The organism is Elusimicrobiota bacterium, from assembly GCA_040757695.1.
Classification (GTDB): Bacteria; Elusimicrobiota; UBA8919; order UBA8919; family UBA8919; genus JBFLWK01.
Genome location: JBFLWK010000003.1, coordinates 21,082 through 46,202 on the forward strand (window position 1 = coordinate 21,082; position 25,121 = coordinate 46,202).

The 25,121-nt window shown below is 36.5% G+C and carries 23 protein-coding genes, 1 tRNA gene and 1 riboswitch; of the genes, 5 read left to right on the top strand and 19 right to left on the bottom strand.

All coding sequences use genetic code 11. From position 1 onward, the window contains the following. Positions 1–141: 141 nt before the first annotated feature. Positions 142–244, bottom strand: a riboswitch (purine riboswitch). 175 nt (positions 245–419) lie between these two features. The 16 genes from AB1349_00760 to AB1349_00835 form a co-directional block, all read right to left on the bottom strand. Next, positions 420–1,313 carry a DNA internalization-related competence protein ComEC/Rec2 gene (locus AB1349_00760; protein ID MEW6555868.1) on the bottom strand — a complete coding sequence of 298 codons (894 nt, stop codon included), beginning with the start codon at positions 1,311–1,313 and terminating at the stop codon, positions 420–422. Further along, positions 1,310–1,522 carry a DUF3006 family protein gene (locus AB1349_00765; GenBank protein ID MEW6555869.1) on the bottom strand — a complete coding sequence of 71 codons (213 nt, stop codon included), beginning with the start codon at positions 1,520–1,522 and terminating at the stop codon, positions 1,310–1,312. Before AB1349_00765 ends, AB1349_00760 begins: the two co-directional genes overlap by 4 nt. Before the next feature lie 123 nt (positions 1,523–1,645). Then, positions 1,646–2,644 carry a tRNA preQ1(34) S-adenosylmethionine ribosyltransferase-isomerase QueA gene (gene queA / locus AB1349_00770; GenBank protein MEW6555870.1) on the bottom strand — a complete coding sequence of 333 codons (999 nt, stop codon included), beginning with the start codon at positions 2,642–2,644 and terminating at the stop codon, positions 1,646–1,648. Further along, complete coding sequence (locus tag AB1349_00775) at positions 2,641–3,900, bottom strand: SpoIID/LytB domain-containing protein (protein MEW6555871.1); 1,260 nt, start codon at positions 3,898–3,900, stop codon at positions 2,641–2,643. Before AB1349_00775 ends, queA begins: the two co-directional genes overlap by 4 nt. Then, positions 3,879–4,094 carry a DUF2905 domain-containing protein gene (locus tag AB1349_00780; GenBank protein ID MEW6555872.1) on the bottom strand — a complete coding sequence of 72 codons (216 nt, stop codon included), beginning with the start codon at positions 4,092–4,094 and terminating at the stop codon, positions 3,879–3,881. The genes AB1349_00775 and AB1349_00780 overlap by 22 nt, the downstream gene beginning before the upstream one ends. Positions 4,095–4,225: 131 nt before the next feature. Continuing rightward, positions 4,226–6,001: a DUF3352 domain-containing protein gene (locus tag AB1349_00785; GenBank protein MEW6555873.1), complete on the bottom strand. Its 1,776-nt coding sequence runs from the start codon at positions 5,999–6,001 to the stop codon at positions 4,226–4,228. Beyond that, a complete protein-coding gene (locus AB1349_00790) occupies positions 5,991–6,509 on the bottom strand; it encodes an epoxyqueuosine reductase QueH (protein ID MEW6555874.1) in 519 nt (172 codons plus the stop codon). The genes AB1349_00785 and AB1349_00790 overlap by 11 nt, the downstream gene beginning before the upstream one ends. After that, positions 6,506–7,378 (bottom strand): histone deacetylase family protein, encoded by an 873-nt coding sequence (locus tag AB1349_00795; GenBank protein MEW6555875.1) that lies wholly within the window; start codon positions 7,376–7,378, stop codon positions 6,506–6,508. Before AB1349_00795 ends, AB1349_00790 begins: the two co-directional genes overlap by 4 nt. After that, entirely contained in the window at positions 7,378–8,271 is an 894-nt protein-coding gene (locus tag AB1349_00800; GenBank protein MEW6555876.1) for a hypothetical protein, read from the bottom strand. The genes AB1349_00795 and AB1349_00800 overlap by 1 nt, the downstream gene beginning before the upstream one ends. A gap of 127 nt (positions 8,272–8,398) precedes the next feature. After that, entirely contained in the window at positions 8,399–9,412 is a 1,014-nt protein-coding gene (gene ruvB / locus AB1349_00805) for a Holliday junction branch migration DNA helicase RuvB (protein ID MEW6555877.1), read from the bottom strand. Between the two features lie 104 nt (positions 9,413–9,516). Further along, positions 9,517–10,956, bottom strand: a complete 1,440-nt coding sequence (locus tag AB1349_00810; protein MEW6555878.1) for a CsgG/HfaB family protein — start codon at positions 10,954–10,956, stop codon at positions 9,517–9,519. A gap of 20 nt (positions 10,957–10,976) precedes the next feature. Next, positions 10,977–12,173: a 6-bladed beta-propeller gene (locus AB1349_00815; GenBank protein ID MEW6555879.1), complete on the bottom strand. Its 1,197-nt coding sequence runs from the start codon at positions 12,171–12,173 to the stop codon at positions 10,977–10,979. A gap of 103 nt (positions 12,174–12,276) precedes the next feature. Next, entirely contained in the window at positions 12,277–12,867 is a 591-nt protein-coding gene (gene ruvA / locus AB1349_00820) for a Holliday junction branch migration protein RuvA (protein MEW6555880.1), read from the bottom strand. Further along, complete coding sequence (gene ruvC / locus AB1349_00825; protein ID MEW6555881.1) at positions 12,864–13,343, bottom strand: crossover junction endodeoxyribonuclease RuvC; 480 nt, start codon at positions 13,341–13,343, stop codon at positions 12,864–12,866. The genes ruvA and ruvC overlap by 4 nt, the downstream gene beginning before the upstream one ends. A gap of 49 nt (positions 13,344–13,392) precedes the next feature. Then, positions 13,393–14,136 carry a YebC/PmpR family DNA-binding transcriptional regulator gene (locus AB1349_00830; GenBank protein MEW6555882.1) on the bottom strand — a complete coding sequence of 248 codons (744 nt, stop codon included), beginning with the start codon at positions 14,134–14,136 and terminating at the stop codon, positions 13,393–13,395. Positions 14,137–14,156: 20 nt separating this feature from the next. Next, a tRNA-Leu gene (locus AB1349_00835) sits at positions 14,157–14,242 on the bottom strand. A gap of 174 nt (positions 14,243–14,416) precedes the next feature. Between AB1349_00835 and AB1349_00840 the strand changes: the two genes are divergently transcribed. The 5 genes from AB1349_00840 to AB1349_00860 are packed head-to-tail and all read left to right on the top strand — an operon-like array spanning position 14,417 to position 21,598. Continuing rightward, positions 14,417–16,618, top strand: a complete 2,202-nt coding sequence (locus AB1349_00840; GenBank protein MEW6555883.1) for a DNA internalization-related competence protein ComEC/Rec2 — start codon at positions 14,417–14,419, stop codon at positions 16,616–16,618. Positions 16,619–16,633: 15 nt separating this feature from the next. Beyond that, positions 16,634–17,428, top strand: a complete 795-nt coding sequence (locus tag AB1349_00845; protein ID MEW6555884.1) for an NAD(+)/NADH kinase — start codon at positions 16,634–16,636, stop codon at positions 17,426–17,428. A gap of 4 nt (positions 17,429–17,432) precedes the next feature. Next, positions 17,433–19,121, top strand: a complete 1,689-nt coding sequence (gene recN, locus AB1349_00850) for a DNA repair protein RecN (GenBank protein ID MEW6555885.1) — start codon at positions 17,433–17,435, stop codon at positions 19,119–19,121. Between the two features lie 3 nt (positions 19,122–19,124). Further along, the gene (locus AB1349_00855) at positions 19,125–20,450 is read left to right on the top strand and encodes a sensor domain-containing diguanylate cyclase (protein ID MEW6555886.1); all 1,326 of its coding nucleotides are present in this window, start codon (positions 19,125–19,127) and stop codon (positions 20,448–20,450) included. Then, on the top strand, positions 20,435–21,598 hold the full coding sequence (locus AB1349_00860) for a GGDEF domain-containing protein (protein MEW6555887.1): 1,164 nt from the start codon (positions 20,435–20,437) through the stop codon (positions 21,596–21,598). Before AB1349_00855 ends, AB1349_00860 begins: the two co-directional genes overlap by 16 nt. Positions 21,599–21,632: 34 nt before the next feature. Here AB1349_00860 and priA read toward each other — a convergent pair whose 3' ends face one another. The 3 genes from priA to AB1349_00875 form a co-directional block, all read right to left on the bottom strand. Then, positions 21,633–23,591, bottom strand: a complete 1,959-nt coding sequence (gene priA / locus AB1349_00865) for a primosomal protein N' (GenBank protein ID MEW6555888.1) — start codon at positions 23,589–23,591, stop codon at positions 21,633–21,635. Between the two features lie 18 nt (positions 23,592–23,609). After that, positions 23,610–24,341, bottom strand: coding sequence for a uracil-DNA glycosylase (locus AB1349_00870; GenBank protein ID MEW6555889.1), 732 nt, complete (start codon positions 24,339–24,341; stop codon positions 23,610–23,612). Positions 24,342–24,529: 188 nt separating this feature from the next. Continuing rightward, complete coding sequence (locus tag AB1349_00875; GenBank protein ID MEW6555890.1) at positions 24,530–25,096, bottom strand: hypothetical protein; 567 nt, start codon at positions 25,094–25,096, stop codon at positions 24,530–24,532. Between the last annotated feature and the right edge of the window lie 25 nt (positions 25,097–25,121).

A 25,121-nucleotide genomic window follows, 5' to 3' on the forward strand; every position in this document is an offset into this window, starting at 1 on the left:
CCTCGGCAGACCTGACCGTCTTCTTCCCAAATTTACCTGCCTTTTTTAGAAGCAAGTCCTCATAGTTCTCAAAAAACAGCTTGACGCGTATCTCACCCATAATCGCTTCCGTTTTTTCCTAAAAAATACGGAAAGAATTTTTTTGTATTAAATCCCTTCCGTAGCAAGACCGATTATTCGGTCGGCCTGTAGAAACATCCGAGCCTATTCCCGGATTTATACGGCTTGTCTATAAAATAGTATAACATAAAATTAAATTTTGTCAAGTACTTTTTTTAAGAATGCAGATGATCGCTGATAGAATCACAGATAACATGCCATGTCATTCCCAAATGGTTCTATTGGGAATCCATTAAAAGCGTAGATTCCCGACAGGGGCATTCGGGAATGACAAATCCGCAGATAAATATCAGCGGCAATCAGCGATTACTAAATCCTACTGCGTTTAGTGAGTAAGTTTCACCATCGGTTGTTACAATAATCGTGCCTTCTTTATCGGTTCTGTGAAGTTCAATGTCAAAATCATTATATCGCTTTACAATCGTTGGATGTGGCAGTCGGAATCTGTTATATCTACCGACGGACATTACAGCGACTTCAGGCGATACCGCAGACAGAAAATCTTCGGTTGAAGATGACCGTGAACCGTGATGCGCTACTTTCAGTATCACTGCTGACAGTTCGCTTTTTTTGTAGTTAGATAGCACACTCTCTTCCGCAGATGTTTCCATATCGCCTGTGAATAAAAACGAAACATTCTTATATGTAATTTTTAGCACAATTGAATTATTGTTCGGGTCGTCAAATAATTGATTTGTATTTGGCGATAAAACCTCTACTGATAGGTCAGCATCCCAGTGAAGTATCTCACCACGAGTTACAATTTTATATTTTATTTTTTTCAATTTTATTACCTGAAGAAACCTTGTATAAACAGGCGATGGATACGGGAAGCCGGTATCAAGCACTTCACCAACAGGATATTTTTTCATAATACTGATTAAACCGCCAATATGGTCAGCGTGTGCATGAGAGGCAACAATACAGTCAATTTTTGTAATACCTTGCTTGACTAAAAACGGTATAACGATTTCTTTGCCGGCATCAAATTCGTCATCTTCAAGTGCACACTGCCCTGCATCAATCAGTATATTTTTGCCATTAGGCGTTTTCAGGAATGCACCATCACCCTGCCCGACATCCAGAAAATAGACCTCCAGGTTTTTGGGTTTGGTTTCTTGCTGAGAATATAAATTAACGACAAGCAGTCCTGTAAAAAGTATTACAAGAAATTTTAATTTAGCATCTCTCATTTTTTCAATAATTCCTGCTGAAGTTTTATAACTTTCTGTCTGGCTTTATCCTCGGCTTCCCTGTTTGGCTTGAATTCTATATCCAGCCACATCCCTTCGTGAATTTTGAATTTTTTAAACTGCTTAGCTGGTATTAACATCTCACCACCGCCGATAATTGTCAGAACAACAATCTTTCCATCTTCAATCCTATCAATCACAGCACGCATAAAAAATCTCCCCAATTCCAAACCCTAAATTTCAATTAGTACATTTGTACTAATTGAAAAACTAAAATTTACCGACGAGCAAAATTCAAATGTAAGCATCTGCTTACATTTTACTTATTTTTTTTACAAAATCAACATTGCGTCACCGTAGGAAGCGAATCTATAATTTTTTTGTTTGGCTTCTTCATATGCGTTAAAAATTAAATCTCGTCCAGCGAATGCGCATACAAGCATTAAAAGTGTTGTTTTCGGTAAATGAAAATTTGTAATTACAGCATCAGTGTTTTTGAACTTGTAGCCAGGATATATAAAAAGATTCGTTGTCCCTCTATTTGCCAGAACATTTTTACCATCTGATACGGTTTCTAAAACCCTTACCGACGATGTCCCAACTGCTATTTTTCTTTTTGCCAGGTTAATTATGTCCGCTGACAACTTTTCTATTTCAAAATACTCTTCACCCATTTTATGTTGTGTTATATTTTCAGATTTTACTTTTGAAAAAGTAGCCAAGGAAATATGCAAAAGCACTTCTGCAACTTTTACATTTTTATGCTCAAGCAACTCCAGAATCTCTTTGGTAAAATGGAGCCCTGCTGTCGGCGCTGCAATGGAACCGCTGACAGCAGCAAAAACTGTCTGATACCGTTCAATATCTGATTGAACCAAATCCCTTTTTATGTATGGCGGAAGCGGAATTCGCCCGTGTTTTTCAAGAATCAAATTTATATTTTCGGAAAATTTTAGTTTTACAATACCATCCTCTATTCCAACGACTTCACAAAAATCTTTATCAAAAAATATTCTGGTGGTTGGTTTAAGATTTTTTAGTGGACTGACTATTGCGGGAACGATTTTGTTGTCACCATATCCAAGTATCAGAATTTCTATTTTTCCGCCAGTTACTTTTTTGCCAAAAAGCCGGGCAGGTATTACTTTTGTCTTGTTGACGATTAAAACATCGCCAGCAGAAAAATAATTAACTATATCTTTGAAACTTTTATGCTCAATCTTCCCAGTATCTCTGTGAAGCACTAACAGTTTTGACTCGTCCCGCATTTCAGCCGGGTACTGGCTAATAAACTCTTTTGGCAGGACATAATCAAAATCTGAAACTTTCATTTTAGGTTTTCAAATTTTTTTATTTTGACACCTTTATAAAAATGTTGCAGGATATCTTTATAATCCCAACCATCTTCTGCCATTCCTTTGGCGCCCCATTGACACATACCAACACCGTGACCCCAACCGTGCCCGTTGAAATATACGATATTATTTTTGGTTTTTACTATAAAATTTGTGCTACGAATAATGTTAGCGCCTATCGCTGTTCTAAACCTGTTTGATAAAAGCCATAGTTTGCCTTTGGAATGTTCAACTAAAATCTCTTTTACTCTGTTTGACGAAGTGTGGCCTATAGTTTTGATTTTTTTTACTGTGCCAATTTTATAACCGGAATTCTTGAGGCAAACGGTAATTTTTTTTAGCGAACACGCAGCAGACCAGTTGTACCATTTATCCTTTGTACAAAATCCGCATTTTACACTACTGAGATATTCCGGATTCTCCAAGCTCGGTGTATTCCATACATTTTTTATATCTTCTGTTCTGCCACCACAACTTGAATGGTAAAATGAACTTATGAGTTTATCGTCATAGACAAGCACCTCGCCTTGTGTCTCATATACCGCTTTGTTACTTCGTTCGTCTTCGGCATCGCTACTGGTATAAACCTGACAATGTGTCTGATTACACAGATTGAAGCCAGATGATATATGTCTATTAAAATTTTTTAATGCAAAAGTTCGTGCGACAACCGCCTGTGCTTTTAATGCTTCTTCATGCCAATCCGGCGCAACCTCTTTTGGCAGCACACCACAGAGATATTCTTCAAGTCCGAGTTCGTTTATAACTCTAATTTTTTTTTTGTTAATAATTTTTATTATTATATCACCTTTATATTTTTTACCATTAACACTAATTTTATCTTTATTTTTTAGCGTGCTGATTTTTATACTATGTAAAAACTGCTTTTTGCCAAAAACAAGTTTGCCATTTACAATTTTTATTGAGCCACCTGGCATTTCAAATCTGTCATCTGTTTTTATATCAGTAATTACAAGTTTGTTCTCGGAGCCGATTGTAAGATGAGATACATTTTCAAGCAGTCCGATTTTGATTTTTATTTCTTCTGTAGGTTTAGATGGTGGTGGGGGGGGAGCGGGTGGTGCAGGTGGCGGTATGATTACTGCAGGAATAGGTTTAGCAACTTCTGGTGGTTTTTTCCGAGGGACTGCACAGCCGGTAAAGGCAGCAAATAGAGAATAGAGAATAGCGAATAGCAAAAACTGAAAGGTTATCTTTTGGAAATCAGCCATAAAACAAATGAAATCACAATACTTAAAATAATACAGGTAGCCATTGGGAAATAGAAGGTGAAATTTTCTTTCTTAATATAGATATCACCCGGGAGTTTACCTAAATACGGAATTTTGACGCCGAAAACAAGTATCAAACCAATACCAATAACAATCAGTCCAAAAACTATCAATAATTTTCCAAAATAAGCCAATGTACCCTCTACCCTCTGAAGACAGGCAAAAGGTATAAATAAAAGGTTAAAATTAAAGGTATAAATTAAAAATAATATCCAGAAATTTTTCCCTTTTCCATTTTCCCTTTAACTTGCCTTCAACTTGCCTTTTACCATTTTGAATACAAATTTCCTGATGAATCAGTTCCAAAAATGTTTAACATTACCTTTTTCTGACTGCGATTATAGAACCAGCCGCCAGCACCATTTAATACAGTGCTCACACTGTTTGATTTCGTTAGTAACTCTTGTGGTATTTCATTCAAATACTCATCTATAAGCGAATCAAGTTTTTTCGGGAATCTGTTTGTTTTAGAGTTGTAGATACTCAATATCTGACGAAGATACAGCAGGTTTTTGCGGGTAATTTTTTCTTTTTCAGCAATAATCATTTTAGAAATAGTGTTTCGGAGTTGCCAAAAAATTGTTGTCCAATCTGAATCTGCCAGATCTGTCAATGGAATATAATAACTTGCGTGAATAGTTTGTTTATCCAACAGAATGTAGCCGCCGGTTGGTTTTACGAATTTTAGATAATCCTTTTTAGAAAATAGTGAAACCAGTCCTGCAAAATTTGTATAGATAATCCCGGTGCTTTTAGTAGAAAGATTTAATTCTTTAAACTTTGCTGTATCTTTTAAGCGGTTTTTTCTGTGCTGGATGAAGTTTATTATACTATCTGAACAAGCCGGTGTAGGCGGATGGCAAACAATAAAGTATTTTTTGTAGAAGAAATAGTTAAATCCTACAGAACCTAAAAACGGTAGCGAAATACTGAAATTGTTATCTGTCGGTTTTACCAATTCTTCAAATCTGTTTAAAACCTGTTTTCTATTTTTTACCTCACAAAACAACATTACTGCTAATGAGTGTTTATTAAACGGGAAGATTACACAGCCAACTTCCTGGCTGAGACCTGTTTCAGAAATTGCAGGAATGTTCACAAAATGCCCGCCGATATATAAAAATACATTTTCAGGTATAAACCGAAGCGATTTGATTCTTTTAGATGTTTTTGTATTTTTAAGAAACGGTGTTGTAAAGAAAATATCCGATTTTATCAAAATGCCTTTTTGGAATTTTAACGAAACTGTAATGGCTTCAATTTCATTTTTTATTTTTAGCCCGCCACTATGGGTGGCAGGGTTTACTATACTTAATTTCTGCGGATTAATATAGATATAATTCGCAGAACCTATTTTACCGCCTGTTAGATAATTTTTTAACTCTGAGTCGTCTGCAAATGAATCTTTTGAAACACCTGTTATTAAATCAATCACATTTCTTATTGTGCCTATATCATTTGAGATAACCAGTTTATCATCAACAATAGACCAGTATTTATTTTCAGCAAATATATCTATCGTTATGTTTCGGTATTCATCAATACCGATTTTTTGTGCTAGTAATTTTTTCATTGTTTCGGATAGAAAAGAACGATTGGCTAAATTAGAGATTACTAAAATTTTTCTGTCCTCTGGATTTTCAAGCCACATACCAACCATAATTCTTTTACCTAAAAACGCAAGCAGGTTTTCTTCGCTTAATTCAAACCCGATGTTTTCCTGAATATCTCTTATATCTGTTGAAAATCCAAACGATTCTGACGGCATCTCATTCCATAACCATTGCAGAAATTCAGTCAGATGATTATGAATCTTGGCTGTTTTGAAATCTGTCCATACAGAATTCAAGTTTTCAAAACGGAATAAAACAGTCGGGCTGGCTGGTATAAATCGTTCGTAGGAAAAGTCAATTATTTCAACAGGTTTTTTCTCTTTTTTAAGGGTGGGGGGGAAGGGGAGGTAGGGATAGAAAACCAAAAAAAGTAAACTAATAGTTATTACAGCGGCGAGTGAATATAAAAAAAAATTTTTATTTTTCATTCTTGCTGAATTTACAACCACAGTATTTCTGCGTATAAAAACCTAATTTTTTAAACTCGGTTAAATTTTTATAGAAATCTGTTCTACCATCAAAATAATAAAATTTAAGCCCATTTATGTCTGCAAGTTCTCCAGCAACTTTTTTTAGAATCTCGTGTTTCTGATAAGGGCTCACCAATAGTGTTGTTGAAAACCAATCTATTTTCAGTTCTTTGGCTTTATTAACCGTTCTTGTCAGACGGAACCGATAACATTCTTTACATCGTTTTTCTTGTTGATAGGCAAATTCTTGGAAATTATCAAGCCACTCCCTCCCCTCGCTACTATTGTATTCATCAACTATAACAGAAAAATTCTTTCGGGCAACATCAAGCCGTTTTTCGTGCTCTTGTATTGTATCTATATTCGGATTGAACCAAAAATAGTTTATGTTAAATTTAGCCTCTAAAAATTTAGTTGCTATAAAACCACAGGCACCGCAACAGGTATGAAGCAAAATTGGTTTCATAATGTTTCAAAACCTGCCAAAAAGTTAAATACACATTCGGGCATCTCAGGACTGTAGCCACCTTCTAATACTGCGAATGTTTTTAAGTGTAGCCCTGCGATTTTTTGGGCAATTTTGGTGTATGATTCTTTTTTTAAGTTCAGCTGTGTTAATGGGTCGTTTTCGTAAGTATCAAAACCAACCGAAATACCGATAATATCAGGTTCAACTTTTTTGATTTCTGTCAGCGCAATATCAAGTATCTCAAGATATCGCGTCTCATCGGTTCCAGGCGACAGTGGAAAGTTCAGACAATTTTTTTCTGATTTAAGTCCTGTACCGGGATAAAGCGGCACTTGATGAAGTGAAATATACACGACATTTGCATCACCTAAAAAAATATCCTGTGTGCCATTACCGTGATGGCAGTCAATATCTAAGATGGCGATTGTAGCCCCCGACTTAAGTCGGGGGTTGGGCGATTGGGCGATTAGGTATTTAGTGGCAATGGCGATATTATTAAAATAACAGAAACCGCCTAAAAAATTTTTGCCTGCGTGATGACCCGGCGGCCGCATCATAGAGAATGCAAACTCGCCAGATTTTGAAAAGTTTGCGGCTTCAATTGCCGCACCAGCAGATAATAATGCATAATTAAATATTCCTGGTAATGCAGGTGTATCCGCATCAATAAAATCTTCTTTTCTGACCATCTCTAAAAGTTTTTTTGTATGCACAGCCATAATATCGGTTTCAGTTGCAGGTTTCGGGATAACAAACTCAAATCCTTTGGTATCCAAGAATTTTTTTGTGCCTAAAACCCTTGCAGGCGATTCCGGATGATATGGAGCATTGTATTCAGCACATTTTTCTGAATAAATTATCTTCATTAAAGTAATTCCAACTGTTTTTTAGTAGGCTGAAAATTACCGATAAATGTTGTATCCAACCCTGAGCATATTGATATTTTTTCTATCAACTGTGCGCTTTTTTTGGAAAAAATTGCAGGTGGCGAAACCCGTTTAGAATATATTATCCTGTATCTACTTAAAAGTTTTGGATAAAACTTTTGGATGAATAAAAAAAAGCGTTCTTTATTTGTATCCCGGAGCCGTAAATCGTCTGAAAAGATATATTTAGCACCTGACCGTTTTGCTTTTGCAATTATTTCGCTGATAATTTTCTCGCTGGTAATAAACGGCAAAATCGGCGAAATCGCGACACCACATCGGATACCTTTCGTAGTTAGACTAGTTATCGCTGCGAATCGTTTTGACGGTTTTGTAGCACGAGTTTCAAGTATCGTTGCTAAATCATCATTAACTGCAATAGAAAAACTTATTGCTAGAAAACTTGTAGATGATATTTTTTCTAAAAGGTCAGTATCTCGTAAAATCAACTCGGATTTCGTCATAATATGCAGCGGGATTTCATATCGGTAAATTATTTCAAGCAGATTTCTTGTATTTTTGTATTTTTCTTCTATCGGCTGATAAGGGTCACAGGCACTCCCAAGCATCATAAGTGAACCATTCTGGGTTTTTTGTAACGATTCTTGAAGTAAAAATGGTGCGTTTGATTTTAATTGGATTCTATAAAAAAACTCTTCTTTCTTGCTATATGGAACATATTTTTCTGATAGAACATAACAGTACTGACAGGCATGTTCGCAACCCCGGTAAGGATTCAATGTATAAATACAGGCGAAACCATCTAACCCATTAGATTTGTCGTCAAGACGGTTCAATATACTTTTTACCTGAACAGGCTCGTATTTAATCATATAATCGCTGATTACCGCTGATTTGTCATTCCCGAATGCCACTGTCGGAAATCTATGTCTTTAATAGATTCCCAATAGAACCATTTGGGAATGACACGTAGTGTCATCTGCGGTCATCTGCGTTTTTTTACAGGAGTTCCTGCTGACGTTTGGTTGGTAGACCCAGATGTCTGTATGCGGATTCAGTGACGATTCTACCCCGCGAGGTTCTTGCTAAAAAACCAGCCTGTATAAGATATGGCTCATAGACATCTGTGATAGTATCTATCTCTTCTGAAACTGCAACTGCGATTGTTTCAATCCCAACAGGTCCGCCTGAAAACTTATCAATAATTGTTAAAAGAATTTTCCTGTCTATTTCATCAAGCCCTTCAGAATCAATCCCGAGTGATTTTAGCGCATCTTCAGCAAGTTCGCGGGTAATCAGCCCGCCTGTTTTTATATCTGCAAAATCACGCAGCCGCCTTAACAAACGGTTGGCTATTCGGGGAGTTCCGCGACTCCGTTTCGCAATAAGTTCAAGCCCGTTTTTGTCAGCAGTAATATTCAAAATTTTGCCTGACCGTATTAAAATGTCTTTTAAGTTATCAACCGTATAAAAATCTATATGCGCTGTAATACCGAACCGTTCTCTTAACGGGGATGTAAGAAGTCCGGCACGGGTAGTGGCGCCTATAAGAGTAAATTTCGGAATATCAAGTTTGATTGTTTTTGCAGAAGGACCCTGTCCGATAACAATATCAAGTTTGAAATCTTCCAGAACAGGATACAGCGATTCTTCAACTATCCTGTTTAACCGATGAATCTCGTCAATAAAAAAAACATCATTGTAAGAAAGGTTGGTAAGTATTGCTGCCAGGTCGCCCACTTTTTCTATAACCGGACCTGATGTTGATTTCAGATTCACACCTAACTCTCGTGCGATTATATGTGCAAGTGTGGTTTTACCCAAACCGGGTGGTGAATAAAAAAGGCAGTGGTCAAGTGGTTCTTTTCTTTTTTTTGCAGCGGCTATAAAAATTTTCAGGTTCTCTTTAAGTCTTTCCTGACCAACAAATTCATCCAGCGTCTGAGGTCTAAGCGTGTAGTCAATTTTGTCTTCTTCATCTGTTGTTACAGGTGTAATTATTCGTTTTTCCATATAAGAATTTCTAATTCTACGATGTTTTAGCGTCGGTTAGTAACGGACTAAAATCCCAAAAAACAGCAACTGAAGTTGCGTAGAAAAATGCTGAACAGCCATTTTCATCTTGTAACCATTTTACTAACCAATTCTTTTACCATATTTTCAATTTCATCGGGAGTTAAATTTTTACAAGAAACTTTGGCAGAATAAACTATCTGCCCTGTTTCTACATCTACAATCCTTATTGGCAGAATATAGAACTCACCAAGTTTACCAAATGAGCCTACAACCATTTTCTGGACATTAAGAATTTTGCCTATTTGCACAGCACATTCCGTTGTAGTACATCCTGTCTGCTGGAAGCCCTGTTCTGCAAGTATCGTTTCCATATTTCGTCGTTCTACAACTTTAAAATATCGTGACTCAACCAATGCACCGCGAAAAAGGTCAGCAACAAACAATGCCTCTGACTGAGATATTGGCTCTTTTGCCTCAAAATCAATCACTGCTATATGTGTTCCTTTCTCTAAAGTTATTGGCTCTGCTTCTGCTGTAATATGTTTTTCTTCGGGAATTCTGTATTTACCAAAATGATAAGAAACAGCAATCCGATGTGTTAAACCTAAATCTCTGTAAGGAACAATTGCATAGTCCATCCGATAATCTTTATGCTCAAAACCCAACCCACCACTGTATTTTACCGACTTCAGTTTAAGAAAAATATTCTCATCTGTAAAGTTTGCACCAGCAGACAAATTAAACTGTGAACTTATCTTATATCTTAAGCCGAATGAACTAAAAAACTTTTCTGCTCTTGGACCTGAATCAATACTACAGGTAAGTTTTCCCTTTTGATAACTGCCTGATACAACATATCTCAATAATTTTCCTGTCCAATCACCACTGTCATCTAAACCTAAATTGGTCTCGCTTATCCCTAAACTAAAATTTCCTAAACGAACGAACCCGCCAAAATCTAATAAACAAAAACTGTTTGAATAATTTTCAAGTTTTTCTTGGGCAAATTTGGGTGTTATCCCTATGCCGACAATTCTACCAATTCTTATAGAATATGCTACAGAATATACAGCACCATAATAAGAAAACGCGTCACCCGTTTTTGTGCCGATTGTATCCCTTATATCTTCACTTGTCCCGAGATAAATTATTGATGGTGCGATAGTGCTTCTTTTACTCAATCTTTTGCTACCTGCTAAATAGCCATAATTTATTCCTGTGAAATGTGAAAGATATGTTGTTGTTAGTTCATCTCGTCTGAGAAACGCAAGTGAGGCAGGATTCAGTGCAGAAGCAGAAAGATTTCCATATATTGATGTGCCCGTTTCACCCATACTAACTTCCAAGGCACCAGGAACAATTTTCAGGAATTCGCCTTTAGCAAATACAGAATTTGAAAAAATAAAGATAACCAGTACAAATGTTAAAAAAATTTTCATATTGAGATTCTTTTCCCGATATTCATCGGGGTCAGAATGACCCCATTGTGTCATGTTGAGCGTCAGCGAAACATCTCGCTTTTTAAGATTCTTCGGTTTCACCTCAGAATGACTTCTGGGATCTATTTAACCACACCGACTTTTGCTCGTTTTGTGTATTCATCAGTTTTTATAGAAATAATGTACAATCCGGATTTTGCACCACTTCCATCCCAGTATTCAACATAGTCACCTGCGTCACAATATCCATCAAGAATTTCTTTTACAAGGTCTCCTGCAATATCATAAACCCTTATCAAAACATTGCTCCCATTATTCAGATGATAATAAATCTGTGCTTTTTCACTTTTATTTGGATAAAAAAGATTTTTTCCAACAAAAAACTTTTCTTTTTTCAAACTCTGTACTTTAGAAATTGGAATGAACTTTACTACTTTATTAGAACTAACCACATAGATATTATTGAACGAATCCATAGCAATTCCAGATAGGGAGTATAAACAATCAAATTGGGAGATGAAATTCCCAGTAGAATCAAATTTCTGGATACGATAATTACCACTATCTGCTACATAAACATTACCGGAAGAATCAACTGCAATGCCGCTTGGATAGTTAAACTGCCCATCGCCATTTCCATAACTGCCCCATTTGAGTATAAAATTTCCGTTTGAGTCAAATTTTTGAATCCTCTTATTCCCAGAATCAGCAATATAAACATTGTTTGAAGAATCGCAGACAATACCTTTAGGATAGGAAAACTGTCCGTCTCCGCTTCCATTACTGCCCCATTTAAGAATGAAGTTTCCATTTGAATCAAACTTTTTGATACGATATTGATATGTATATTCCGCATCTATTACATAAATACTACCCGAAGAATCAACTGCAATTGAACTTATTTGATTAAACAGACCATTACCACCCCAACCATAACTTCCAAATTGGAAAATAAAATTCCCATTAGAATCAAATTTTTGGATACGATAATTACCACTATCTGCTACATAAACATTACCTGATGAATCGATAGCAATACCTGATGGATACTTTAATTGTCCATCACTATTGCCATAACTTCCAAATTTAAGTATAAAGTTCCCGTTAGAATCAAATTTCTGAATACGATGGTTATATCTTTCCACAACATAGATATTATTAAAAGAATCAATAGCAATCCCAGAAGGTGAATCAAACTGACCATCAGCACCGCCATAACTTCCCCATTCTTTAGCAAGTGTATAATTATCAGCCCGAGTTGTAGCTGGTATTACTAAAATTAAAAACAAGATACCAAGAACTATACCAATTTTTTTCATTTTTATATGCCACAGAATACACTGAAGTCACTGAATAGATTCCTGCTTTCGCAGGAATGACATTTTTTGTCTTTTTTGTGTTTCCAGTGGGGCTATATTATATTCATTTTTGTAAATCTTTAAGTGATTCCTTAACAATCTCGGATATAGAGGCATCTTTTTTAAGACGACCTGCAGCATCTTCAACTGCTTCTTTTGACTGTATGTATGTGAACCCGAGCGATTTCAATGCTTCTATTGCATCATCTATTACTGTCTGTGAAGTAGAAATTTTTGCTGTGGGGATATGGAATTCTCTGATTTTGTCTTTTAACTCAAAAATCAGTTTTTCTGCTGTTTTTTTACCGATACCGCGAATGCTTGAGATTGTTTTTAGGTCCGCAGAAATGATTGCATTCTTGAAGCCGGATAAAGAAGTATCCGATAGAACATCCATTGCTGTTTTGGGACCGATGCCAGAAACACTTATCAAAAGCAGAAATAGTTCTTTCTCAAATTCTGACGAAAAACCAAAAAGCTCCATTGCGTTTTCTCTAACATATTGGTATGTAAAAATTTTTACCTTTGATGTTTCCTGTGGCAATTCAGAAAATGTGGATAACGAAATGGTTAATTCATAACCAACACCAGATACATCAACTATAATTTTATTTTTCTTTTTTGAGACGAGTGTGCCAGTCAGTTGTGCTATCATAACTTGTTACGAGAATGGGCAAAGCAAATGCCAATTGCAATTGCATCTACGGTATTATCGTCTTTCGGTAATTGTTTTAGTTTAAGAATACTTTTTACCATATAGCCGACTTGATTTTTGTCCGCCTGACCGTAGCCGGTGAGCGCCTGTTTTATTTGAAGCGGTGTGAACTCATAAATTTTAAGCCCCATTTTTACGCAGGTTAACATTGCGACACCCCGTGCATGTCCGATAGTAATCGCAGTTTTTACATTCTTTGCAAAAAATATTTCTTCAATTGCTGCTATTTCAGGCTCGTTTTTTTTTATTATCTTTTCAAGTTCGTTGCTGCTCAGATACAATCGTTCGCCAAGCGAAATATTAGCAGGTGTTTTTATCACCCCACAATCTCTAATCTCTAATCTCTTATCTCTTATTTCTTCTATCACTGCCCAGCCGCAGGATGCGAGGCCGGGATCAATACCGAGTATAATCATTTTATTTTGCTTCGCTTACACGCAGATTATCAGCGGTAATCAGCGTTTTCTATCTGCGAACATCTGCGTTTAGTATATCAAAATTCGAATATACATTCTTAACATCGTCATGCTCTTCAAGTTCATCCATCAGTTGAAGCATTTTTCTGGCATCATCGCCTTCAAGTTTAATATATGTTGAAGGTAGCATTGTATTTTCTGCTGTTTCAATTGGAATTTTTTTGTCTTCAAGTATCGTTTTGATTTTGCTAAAATCTGATGGTAGTGTTATTATTTCGTAAATATCTTCGTCATCTGTCATCACATCTTCAGCACCGCTGTCAATCGCAATCGTCATGATTTCATCCTCTTTACTTTTTGATTTCGCAATCGCTATATATCCCTTCGGCTGAAACATCCAGCCAACACAGCCTGTTTCACCGAGATTGCCACCGTGTGCAGAAAATATCTTTTTTATCTCAGAATGCGTTCTGTTCTTGTTGTCGGTTGTCACCTCAACCATAACTGCGACACCACCGGAACCATAACCCTCATATACAAGTTCTTCATAACTAACGCCTGGCAGTTCGCCGGTACCGCGCTGGATTGCTTTTTTTATATTTTCCGTCGGCATATTCGCTGCTTTTGCATCTTCAATCGCTTTTCTGAGCCGCGCATTATTTTCAGGATTACCACCACCTGCTCGGGCAGAAATAGTAAGTTCTCTGATAATTTTTGTAAAAACTTTCCCTTTCTTAGCATCAATGAGTGCTTTCTTGTGTTTAATACCAGCCCATTTGGAATGTCCTGACATTTGTTCCTCCATTAAATTATTGCCCGGGGAGGGACTTGAACCCTCACATCCGCAAGCGGACTCAGGATTTTAAGTCCTGTGCGTCTACCAGTTCCGCCACCCGGGCAAATCTTTTCTCCTAACGAATTAACCACCGATTTGTCATTCCCATCCCAATTTATCGGGACTGTCGGAAATCATTCGTAGTAAAACAAAGTCCTGTAACTACTGATTAAAACCGTTGATTAAATTATACAAAAATTATTTGATAAAGTAAAGATTTTTTTATAGAATATATTTTATGAGACGACCTTTAGTTGCGATAACCGTGCTGTATATTATTGTTATTGCGTTGCTTGAAACACTCGGTGTGTTTGATAAAATACCTAAAAACGATATTGCCCGACAGGCAACTGGCGAAACCGCAAAAATTATCGGTAGAATTATTTCAACACCAGAAAAAGTTAACAATAAAACTTCGTTCATCTTAAGAACAAGCCAAATAAATAACACACCAACAAAAGGCAGGATTCTGGTCAATTGCTATGATACTGAAACTACTGTTTCGTATGGCGATATCATAGAAATCAGCGGGAACCTTGCAAGACCGCGTTCACCAACAGTTCCTGGTACTTTTGATTATAAAAAATATCTATTCCGAAAAAAAATTTATGCAATCCTATATATCACTACCGCCGAAGATATAAAAATTATCAGCAGAAAACCTTCGTATATATGGCAGGTATCATTAAACATAAGAAACCAGATATTAGCGTGCTACAATAATAATCTCGCACCCAAACTTGCAGCGGTACTTTCAGGCATAACTATCGGTGAACGGATGGGACTTACTCCATATATTCAGCAGATATTTGTTGATGCAGGTGTAATGCATGTTCTGGTTGTAAGCGGTTCAAATGTTGCGTTTGTTGCTGTAATTTTTTTCTGGTTGTTTAGATATGTTTTACGATTCAAAAAGAAAATCGCATTCGCATTTCTGATTCCAATTATCCTGCTTTATGCGATGGTTACAGGTGCCAATCCACCTGTTGTGCGAGCCACAATAATGACGCTGCTTGTCATTTTGGCATTGTTATTTTCAAGAAATGCAGATGTTTATCAGGGAATATTTCTTGCCGCACTGATTATTCTAATTTATAATCCGCTCACATTATTTGAGGCGGGCTTTCAGATGTCATTTTCAGCAACACTTGGAATTATTTATTTTTTCCCGAAATTTCAATCAGCATTAAAAACACATATGTTGCCTAAATTTATAAACTGGTTCTTAAGTGTTTTTCTGGCATCGCTTTCTGCACAAATCGCTATTGCACCGTTAATGGCATACTACTTCAATAAGGTTTCTATCATCGCAATTATTTCTAATCTTATAATTTTACCTTTAATCGGTGTTTTACTTGCAGCAGGTTTTGCATTATACTTTACAAGTTTGGTTGGAACAATGTTACTACCTGTAGTTGCAAAAATTACCAGCGGGTTTGTATCACTAATAGTATTTTTAGTGGATGTATTCGCAAATGTTCCATATTCAACAATCAGAACCTCAACACCATCTGTTTATTTCATTATACTTTTCTATATCATTGTTGCAGGTATTCCGAAAATAAAAAACTATTTATGGAAACGAATTATAATTTTAGCATCGGTAATCTTGCTCTTTTTACCAGTTATGAATCACATCTCTAAAAACAGGGAACTGCTTACTATAACATTTATAGATGTTGGGTTAGGTGATGCGGTTTTCTGCGAGTTTCCCGACGGCACAAATATGCTTGTTGACGGCGGCGGTAAATGGCAGACAAATTATGATATTGGTGAACGGATTATCTCGCCTTTTTTATGGAATAAAGGAATTACAAGAATTAACACGGTAATTCTGACTCACCCACATCTGAACCACTATCAGGGCTTGCTGGCTGTCTGCAAAAACTTTAGTATCAACCAGTTTATCACAACATTAGAGGTTTCTGATGAAGCCGAGTATATAGACCTGATGAAAATATTGAGAGCCAAAAAAATACCTGTCAAAAAAATTACCGTTAACCAAAAAATCAAAATTGGAAAAGATGAAAGAACTATCATAGATATTCTTAATCCAGAAAAAATTTTGCAAAATACCGACGATAATTCAATTGTAATGCACCTTTCTTATAACGATTTTTCAATTTTATTCTGTGGCGATATTACAAAAAAGATACAGAACAGTTTGCTTGAGAAAAATATTGCTGCTAATTTCCTGTTTGTTCCCTCACATGGAAAAAAATTGTTATCCAACGATTTCCTATTAAAAATTGCGCCAGAATTTGCTATAATATCTACAGATACGCCAGCACAAAAGGTTCTTGAGCAGTTAAGATGGTGTCGGCTTTTTACAACATCCGGCAGTGGCACGATAGTTATCAAGACTGATGGCAAGAGTTGGGAAATCAACGAAACTGTGAAAGACATCCCGATGGAACTGATAATTCTGGATTTTGAATAAAGGAGTGTAGCGATTATGAAAAATATTTTAGTTGTTGCAAACAAGGAAAAGAAAAAAGCAGTGGAAGTTTCTAAAAAAATTGCAATGTGGCTGAAAAACAAAAAAATTATACAAAAACGAACCAATGAAAAACTGGCAATTGTGCTCGGTGGTGATGGTATGATGCTGAAATCTGCCAGAGAACTTGCATCCCAAAATATACCGCTGTTTGGAGTTAATCTTGGCAAACTTGGTTTTCTTGCAGAGACGGATATAAAAAATATTTTCTCAACACTGAAAAAAATTATATCAGCCAATTATACCATAGAAGCGCGAACTATGCTAAAAGTTGAAATATCTCGTAATAAAAAAACAAGAACCAGTTTTATTGCGTTGAATGATGCTGTGATAAAAAACGGCAAGACAGCACGGGTTATAAATATAGGTCTCAGTATAAACAACAGGAAGGTTACGGATGTTATTGCCGATGGTATCATTATTTCTACTCCAACTGGCTCAACTGCTTATTCACTCGCAGCGGGTGGACCGATAGTTCATCCGGCAACAAAAAGCATTACTATTACTCCTATTGCACCACACACACTATCACAAAGAACAGTGATTGTGCCTGATGATTATACTATTGCCGTGCAAATAAACTCTAATCATAACGATGTAATTCTGTCGGTAGATGGGCAGGTTGAAACTTCTTTAGCAATTGGTGATATTGTAAAAATACAGAAATCAGAAGTTAGTACAAAACTTATTATTGTTAAGCAAAACGATTATTTCAACATTTTGTGGAAAAAACTGAACTGGGGTAATCGGTAAAATTATGTTACAAACACTTTTAATAAAAAATTACGCAATTATTGACGATATAACTATTGATTTCGGAGAAGCCGTCAATATCTTAACCGGTGAGACAGGTGCAGGAAAGTCAATAATCGTTGATGCGTTAGGGCTGGTACTTGGCGAACGGGCAGGTTCTCCACTTTCGTCAGTCATCCGCAGGAATGCACAGAGTTGTGAAATTATCGCAAGTTTTAATATTGAAAATCTAGCAAGTATAAAAAAATTGTTATCTGATACAGGGATTACTGCTGAAGAACTTTTAGTTATTAAACGAGAAATAACTACAGACGGTAAAACAAAATGTTATATCAATGGCACACCGTCTACTGTAGGAATGCTCCAGACAACTGGCAACTATCTTGTAGATATTCACGGGCAGCATGAACACCAATCTCTTTTAAAAATTGAGAATCAGCGTGATATTCTGGATAGTTACGGGAATCTTGAAGTACAAAAATCCGGTGTTTGTGAACAATTTGAAAAATTTAACTCTATAAAAAAACAATTAGCCGATTTAACCGATTCTGAAAAAGAACGTTTGCAGAAACTTGACCTTTACAAATATCAACTTAAGGAAATTGAGGATGCGAAATTGATAGGGATAGACGAAACCGAACTTGAAAATGAATACAATCGGCTGAACAATGCTGAAAAACTGTTTAATTATGCCCAGGAAATTTATTCGCTTTTATACGAAACAGATGGCTCGGTAATTGAAAAAACAGGTATTGCTAAAAAACAGATAGAAAACATTTCTGTAATTGATACAACAATCCAAGAGAACATCAATCTGGCAAACAAGATAATTGAAGATATAAAAATACTTGCAGATACATTCCGTCGGTATAAAGACAGTATTTCATTCAATCCGAAACGGCTGGAAGGAATTATTGTACAGATTGAACTTATCAAAAAACTGAAACGAAAATATGCGCCAACAGTAAAAGAGATTTTAGAATATGCTGAAAATATCCGACAGCAAATTAATTTTTTTGAGAAGGCGGACGAGAATATTGCAAAACTTGAAAAGGAATTAAAATCTACAGAAACGAAACTCAGAAAATTATCAATTGATTTATCTGAAAAGCGCCTGACCGTTTCTAAAAAACTGGCAAAAGAGATTGAACAAGAACTATCCGAACTTGGAATGGGTAAATCCAAATTTGTAATCTCGGTTGAGCAACAGAAAGATTTTTACAGTTCCACCGGTATTGACAGGGTTGAATACAAAATCGCAACCAATGTAGGCGAGGATATAAAACCGCTGAAACTGGTAGCCTCAGGCGGTGAAATGTCCAGAATAATGCTTGCGATAAAAACGGTACTTGCAAAAGCAGACGATATACCTACACTTGTTTTTGACGAAATTGATGCAGGGCTGTCAGGACCGATGGGTCAGGTAGTAGGTAGCAAATTGAAATCACTTTCAGAAAACCATCAGGTTCTATGTATCACGCATCTGCCACAACTGGCTGCATTTTCGTCAACCCATTTCCATATCTCAAAAATTGCATCTTTTGGTAAAACAATAACGACGGTCTCAAAACTATCAGCATACGACAAAATTGCTGAAATCTCAAGAATGCTCGGCGGTGGAAGCGATAAAAAAGTGTCGGAAACATCAATTAAACATGCTAAAGAACTGATAAAACAAGCGGAACAAAGTTAAAAGATGAAACTCAAAAAGATATTCAGCCCTGTTGTAATTCTGTTACTTTTTCTTGTGATATCAATTTTTTTATTTGTATTCAAAAAAAATGTTGTGGATATTTTTGCATTTTTTCTGCTGATTATACTTGGTGCTGCTATCACTGCTGATTTAGTGATTGTAGATTTGGTTGCACTGCTGGTAAGTTTACTCGGGCTTGTTGGAATGAGTTTTACAGAAGGTTGGAGCAGGATTCTGGTGCTGGCGGAAATCGCGGCTACTTGGGGAATTGTATGGCTTAGCCATTTATTCAATGACCGCCTAAAACATCAACAGGCAGAAGATAGCCACGAACTATCTGATATGTCAACTGAAATTGAGAAAGTAAAAAAGGAACTATCAGTCAACAAACAGAAATTTGAAAAAATTGGTCAACGAATTGTGCAGTATAAAAACCTGACAATCGCAACAAAGGAATTAACAAAGATTACTGATTTGCAAAAACTAAAATCAAAACTTTCAGAACTTGTGAGACGAATCTTGAATTGTGATAATGTGCGAATAACAACTTTTCTACCTGATGACGACAAACCACCGGATATTTTTGATGCTTGGGTTGTTAAAAAACAGATACCACTGTTAATCCAGAATACTTTACGGGACTGGCGGTTTGATTATTCTTTGATACCGAAAACAATCAAATCAATCATTGCGGTTCCGCTTTATCACGATAAAAGCATTATTGGGATTGTCCGTGTTGATTCTGACGACGAAAATAGATTTTCACAGGAAGATATCGGTGTCGTTTCTATCCTTGTTAACATCACAGAAATGACAATTGAAAATCTGCATCTGTTAGATAAGACCAAAGAACTCTCAATTATTGACGGCTTAACCGGTGTTTATGTTAGAAAGTTTTTAGATGAACGGCTTCAGCAGGAACTCCTGCGTGCCTCAAGATTCAAAACAACGCTCGCACTGGCATTTTGTGATATTGACCATTTCAAGAAGTTTAACGATACTTTCGGCCATCAACAAGGTGACGAAGTGCTGAAACGGTTTGCGAATATTTTAAGACAACACTGCCGTGAAACCGATATTATCGCACGATATGGTGGTGAAGAGTTCGCTATAATTTTGCCAGAAACTTCTAAAGAAGAATCTATAAAAATTGCCGAACAGATAAGAACCAGTTTTCAACTGCCATCTGAAAAAACTACTGTTTCAATTGGACTCTCGTTTTTTTCAGAGGATGCTATTGACCATAGCCAACTTATTCGGAAGGCAGATGAACGACTTTACAGAGCAAAAGAAACAGGCAGGAACAAAACAGTATGGACCGATTTCTGATACTATCACCATTTATATTACTTATTGTCGGCTACAACACGAGTTTGGTTTCTACACGAATATCTGCCGGACTATTTACCGCGTTTTTAATAATTTTTTACCCATCACATATCGTTGTAATCGCTGTATTGTTAGCATTGTGTCTGACAGTGCTGTTTCTTGAAAATTTTTATAGACGGCTAAATCGGACAAGACGAGCTTTTAACGAAAAGCTAACGGTTATGGTAGACGAACTCGCAGTTGTTAAGAAGGATTCTGAAACTACTAAACTTAATCTGAAACGGGTTGAAAAATCAATAAAAAACATTTTACATATCTACGAACTGGTTAAGAATATAGCATCATATATAGAGTTTGAAAAAATGTTCTCATTGATTGCTCAATCACTTGACGAACAGTTTTCAATAAAAAATGTTAAATTAGAAATTGCTGACGAAAACAGAATATTCCAGAAAGGGCTTTTAACAGATGATATTATGCGATTCCCGCTATTTATAGACGAGAAACTATTGGCAACTGTATCTATAAAAATTCCACCATTGTTTCACAAAGATAAAGAGTTTATTGACGATATTACCGCTTTTGTAGAAGAACTCAAGTCAGCAGTTCAGCGGGCAATTTTGTATTCAAAAATTGAATCGCTTTCGCGTACTGACGGGCTTACAGGACTTTATCGTCGGGGTTATTTTAATCAACGGCTAAAAGATGAGGAATTACGAACAAAACGGTCAAACAGCAGATTCTCAATTCTGATGATGGATATAGACCATTTCAAAAAAATTAACGATACCTACGGACATCAGGCAGGCGATATGGTATTAAAAACAGTTACAACAATCCTGAAAGAAAATATCTATGAAACCGATTTTGCAGCGAGATATGGTGGTGAAGAGTTTGTTGTAATTTTTCCACAAACTGACCCGGCAGGTATAAAAATAAAAACTGAAAAAATCCGACAGAAAATCCAGGCGACCGATATCATACTTGAACTTGAAAAAGTAAAGGTTACCGCATCGTTTGGTATCGCACACTACCCTAAAGATGGCTCAACTGCCGAGCAGGCTCTTCATAATGCAGATATCGCATTGTACCGCTCTAAACAAACCGGCAGAAACAAAGTAACCGAGTTTAGCGACGAGCAAAACTAAAATGTAAGCATTTGCTTACATTTTTAATTTCTACCTATACCGTTTCAAGCGGGTCAATATCAAAAACTATATTGATATTTTTTTTCGGATGGGTTTCAATTATTTTTAGCAAGTTCTGTTTGGTTTCTGACAGGTTTTGTTCGGCTATTTTCAAAAGTATCTGCCACCTGTGTTTCCCTGCAAGATACGAGACAAATTTCGGTACAGGTCCTAAAACGGTTATATTTTTTATATCATTTAATTTTTGAACAATCCATTCTGACTCGGAAATTACCTTTTGTTCATCTTTGCCGAAGATTGTGATATTTATCAATTTTGTAAATGGTGGCCATAGAAACTCGTTTCTGAAATTTGTCTCGTGTTCATAAAACGCCTCGTAATTAAACTCCACCGCATATTTAACTGCATAGTGGTCTGGATTGTCTGATTGAACAATAACCTGTCCTGGTGAGACACCGCGACCGCATCTGCCGATAGAATGTGTAAGAAGTGAAAATGTTTTTTCAGCAGACCTGAAATCAGGCGAATACAGTCCTGCATTAGCATTGATGATACCTGCAACGGTTAAGTTCTGGAAATCAAACCCTTTAGCAGCAATTTTTGTGCCGACTAATATACAGGGTTGACCTGATTTCATCATCTTAAACATTTTGGAATATGTGAGTTCTGCATCTGCGTCAATTCTCAACACTGGATTCGGGTGAAAAAGTTTGTTCACTATTGCTTCTATCTTTTCGGTTCCATAGCCGGAATAAAGCATATCACTATTACAGAGAGGGCAGTGTTTCACAAATCCCTGTTTATACCCGCAATAATGACATAAAAGCTGTTCAGGTTCTTTGTGTGCAACCAGCAGGATATTACATTTTGGACATTTTATTATATTCCCGCAACGAATACATTTTATCACTGTTGCCCAGCCTCGTCGGTGAACCAACAAAAATACCTGTTTTTTCTGTAAGAGTGCATTTGAGATTGCATATTTTAGCGGTTTTGTTATGACGAATTTTTTGGCATATTTTAAATTCACAACTGATATTTTAGGTAGTGGTCTATTATCAATTCGTCCGGATAAGGTTAAAACTTCCATCTTCAGGCTCGTCTCAGTCCTCTCTTGCCCCACCTTTGTTTTGTAATATGTTTCTATTGATGGTGTTGCAGAACCTAGAACAACTACCGCATTTGTTATTTTTGCACGCTGAATTGCGACATCTTTTGTGTTATATTTTGGTGTCTGGATATTTTTATAGAACTCGTCATCTTCTTCGTCTAATATGATAAGTTTCAGATTTCTAACTGGCAGAAAAACTGCCGAACGTGTACCTAAAATGACTCTTGTACTGCCGTTAAAAAGCCGTATTAAAAAATTGTTTTTTTCTCGTTGTTTCAGTCGGCTATGCCATACACCGAGCGATTCACCAAACCGGTCGCGTAAAAGCTCTTTGAACTGGCTTGTTAATGATACATCAGGCACAAGATATATTGCAGAATATTTTTTTTTTAGACACCATTCTATCGCTTGAATATAAACCTCTGTTTTACCGGAATCATTCTGACCGAATAGCAGGAATGTTTTAGGCTTGGCTATCTCTATCGCGCCTGTAATTTTGTGAATTGCCAGTTCCTGTTCAGCAGTATGAATAATATCTGAACCGTGAGATGCACGCCGGTATTGAAGTATTTCTTTTTTTGATGGTAGTTTTGTGCTGGATGGTAAAATCAGGTTCAATGCTACCCCTAACGGACATAAATAGTACTCTGAAATCCATTTAGCAAGTGTGAATAATTCATCATTTATCAGTGGTTCTTTATCAATGCTTTTGATGATTCTTTTAAGTGGCTGGTTAGTTTCTTTTTTATTTGCGATAACAAACCCAGCAACTTTTTTTTTGCTGAACGGCACGACAACACGGCAGCCGATTTTTAATTCACTGTCGGCAAGATAATCAAAATTTCTGTATATATTTACAGGCAATGCAACTTCTAAAACCATAAACCCTTCGGGTAAATTTTACAGTTCTTTTTTAATTTCTTTTATATCTTCCCAGGTATCCTTTTTCCAGTGTGGGTTTCTTAAAAGTGCTGCAGGATGATAAGTCGCTATAACTTTGATATCTGCCGCACAGCCCTGGTAGTCATAGAATCTGCCGCGTAATCTGCCAAGTGGTGCTTCAGTACCTGTAAGTGTTGTCGCCGAAACACTGCCTAATGCACAGATAATCTTTGGCTTGATCAGTTCAATCTGTTTCTTAAGATATGGCAGACAGGCATTAATTTCGTCAGGCTGTGGTTTTCTATCATTCCCTCGTTTATCGGGTTGACTGGGGTCAATCATTGGATGACATTTTACGATATTTGCAATATAAACATCTTCACGCTTTAACGCTAACGCGCGTGGTTCAGTTATGATTTTATCTAATAGTTCGCCAGCACGGCCGACGAAAGGTCTGCCGAGTCGGTCTTCATCAAATCCGGGACCTTCACCAACAAACATAAGTTTTGCGTGTGGATTACCTTCGCCAAATACTGCATTTTTTCTGGTTTTATAAAGCGGACATTCCCGGCATACTGATACCTGCTGTGCAAGTTTTAATAATTCAGTAGCAATACTATTCTTATTCTCAACACTCTTTTTTATCTTACTTTTTGATTTTTCTGAGACGATTACTTCTGTAATCCCATCTCTTCTTAATTGTTCAATATACTTTTTTGTAAGTTCAACAGTTTCGTAAAGGTTAGTCATATTGTCTACTAACAAGATAAGCACCTTCTGCACTTTTTAGCCACAGAAGACACTGAACTTTCTTTTGACTGGATTAACAGGATTAACTTTTGATTTTTATCCTGTAAATCCTGTCGGAGTCTTTTTTTGGCCGACTAAAGTCGGGTATAAATCTTTTTTTACTCCCCACTTTGGAATGATACTTTGTGTTATTTTAATGCTATGGTTTCTTTGTATTTTTTTATTGCATCGGCGGGCTTCCCGCTCCATGCTAGTTCTGCGGCTTTGTAAAATCCCCATTTTTTCTTGTATGCAAGTTCTAATCCAAGTTGTTTTTCTTCCGTCTGTAAAAATGCTTTTTTACACTGGACAAAAATATCGTGTGTTTTTTGACCGAATAGTTCTATCATAAGCGGTTCATCTTTTGACATATCCTTAATTTTTTTTGTATAAATTGCAATTTTATCTCTGATTGGTTTTTCATACTTTTGCCGTTGGGCAGTTGTGACCTTCTTTTTCAGTTCTTGCAGTTCCTGTTCGGCTTCCTTAACTGCAAGTTCTTGTTGTGCAATGGCTTCTTTATACTTATCTAATTTCTGCTGAAACAATTGTTTAAGTCGTTCAGTTTGTTTTTCTGATTGTCTGATTGTCTCTTTTTTTCGCTGCTCACTTCTATAAAGCAGAAGCCCTTCAATAACAAGCCCGCCAATAAGAAACAATGTTGCAACTATGAAAATAAGCCGATAACTGATAGTTATTTTTTTCTTTTCAGGCAACTCCTGCAGAATTTGAGTGGTGGCA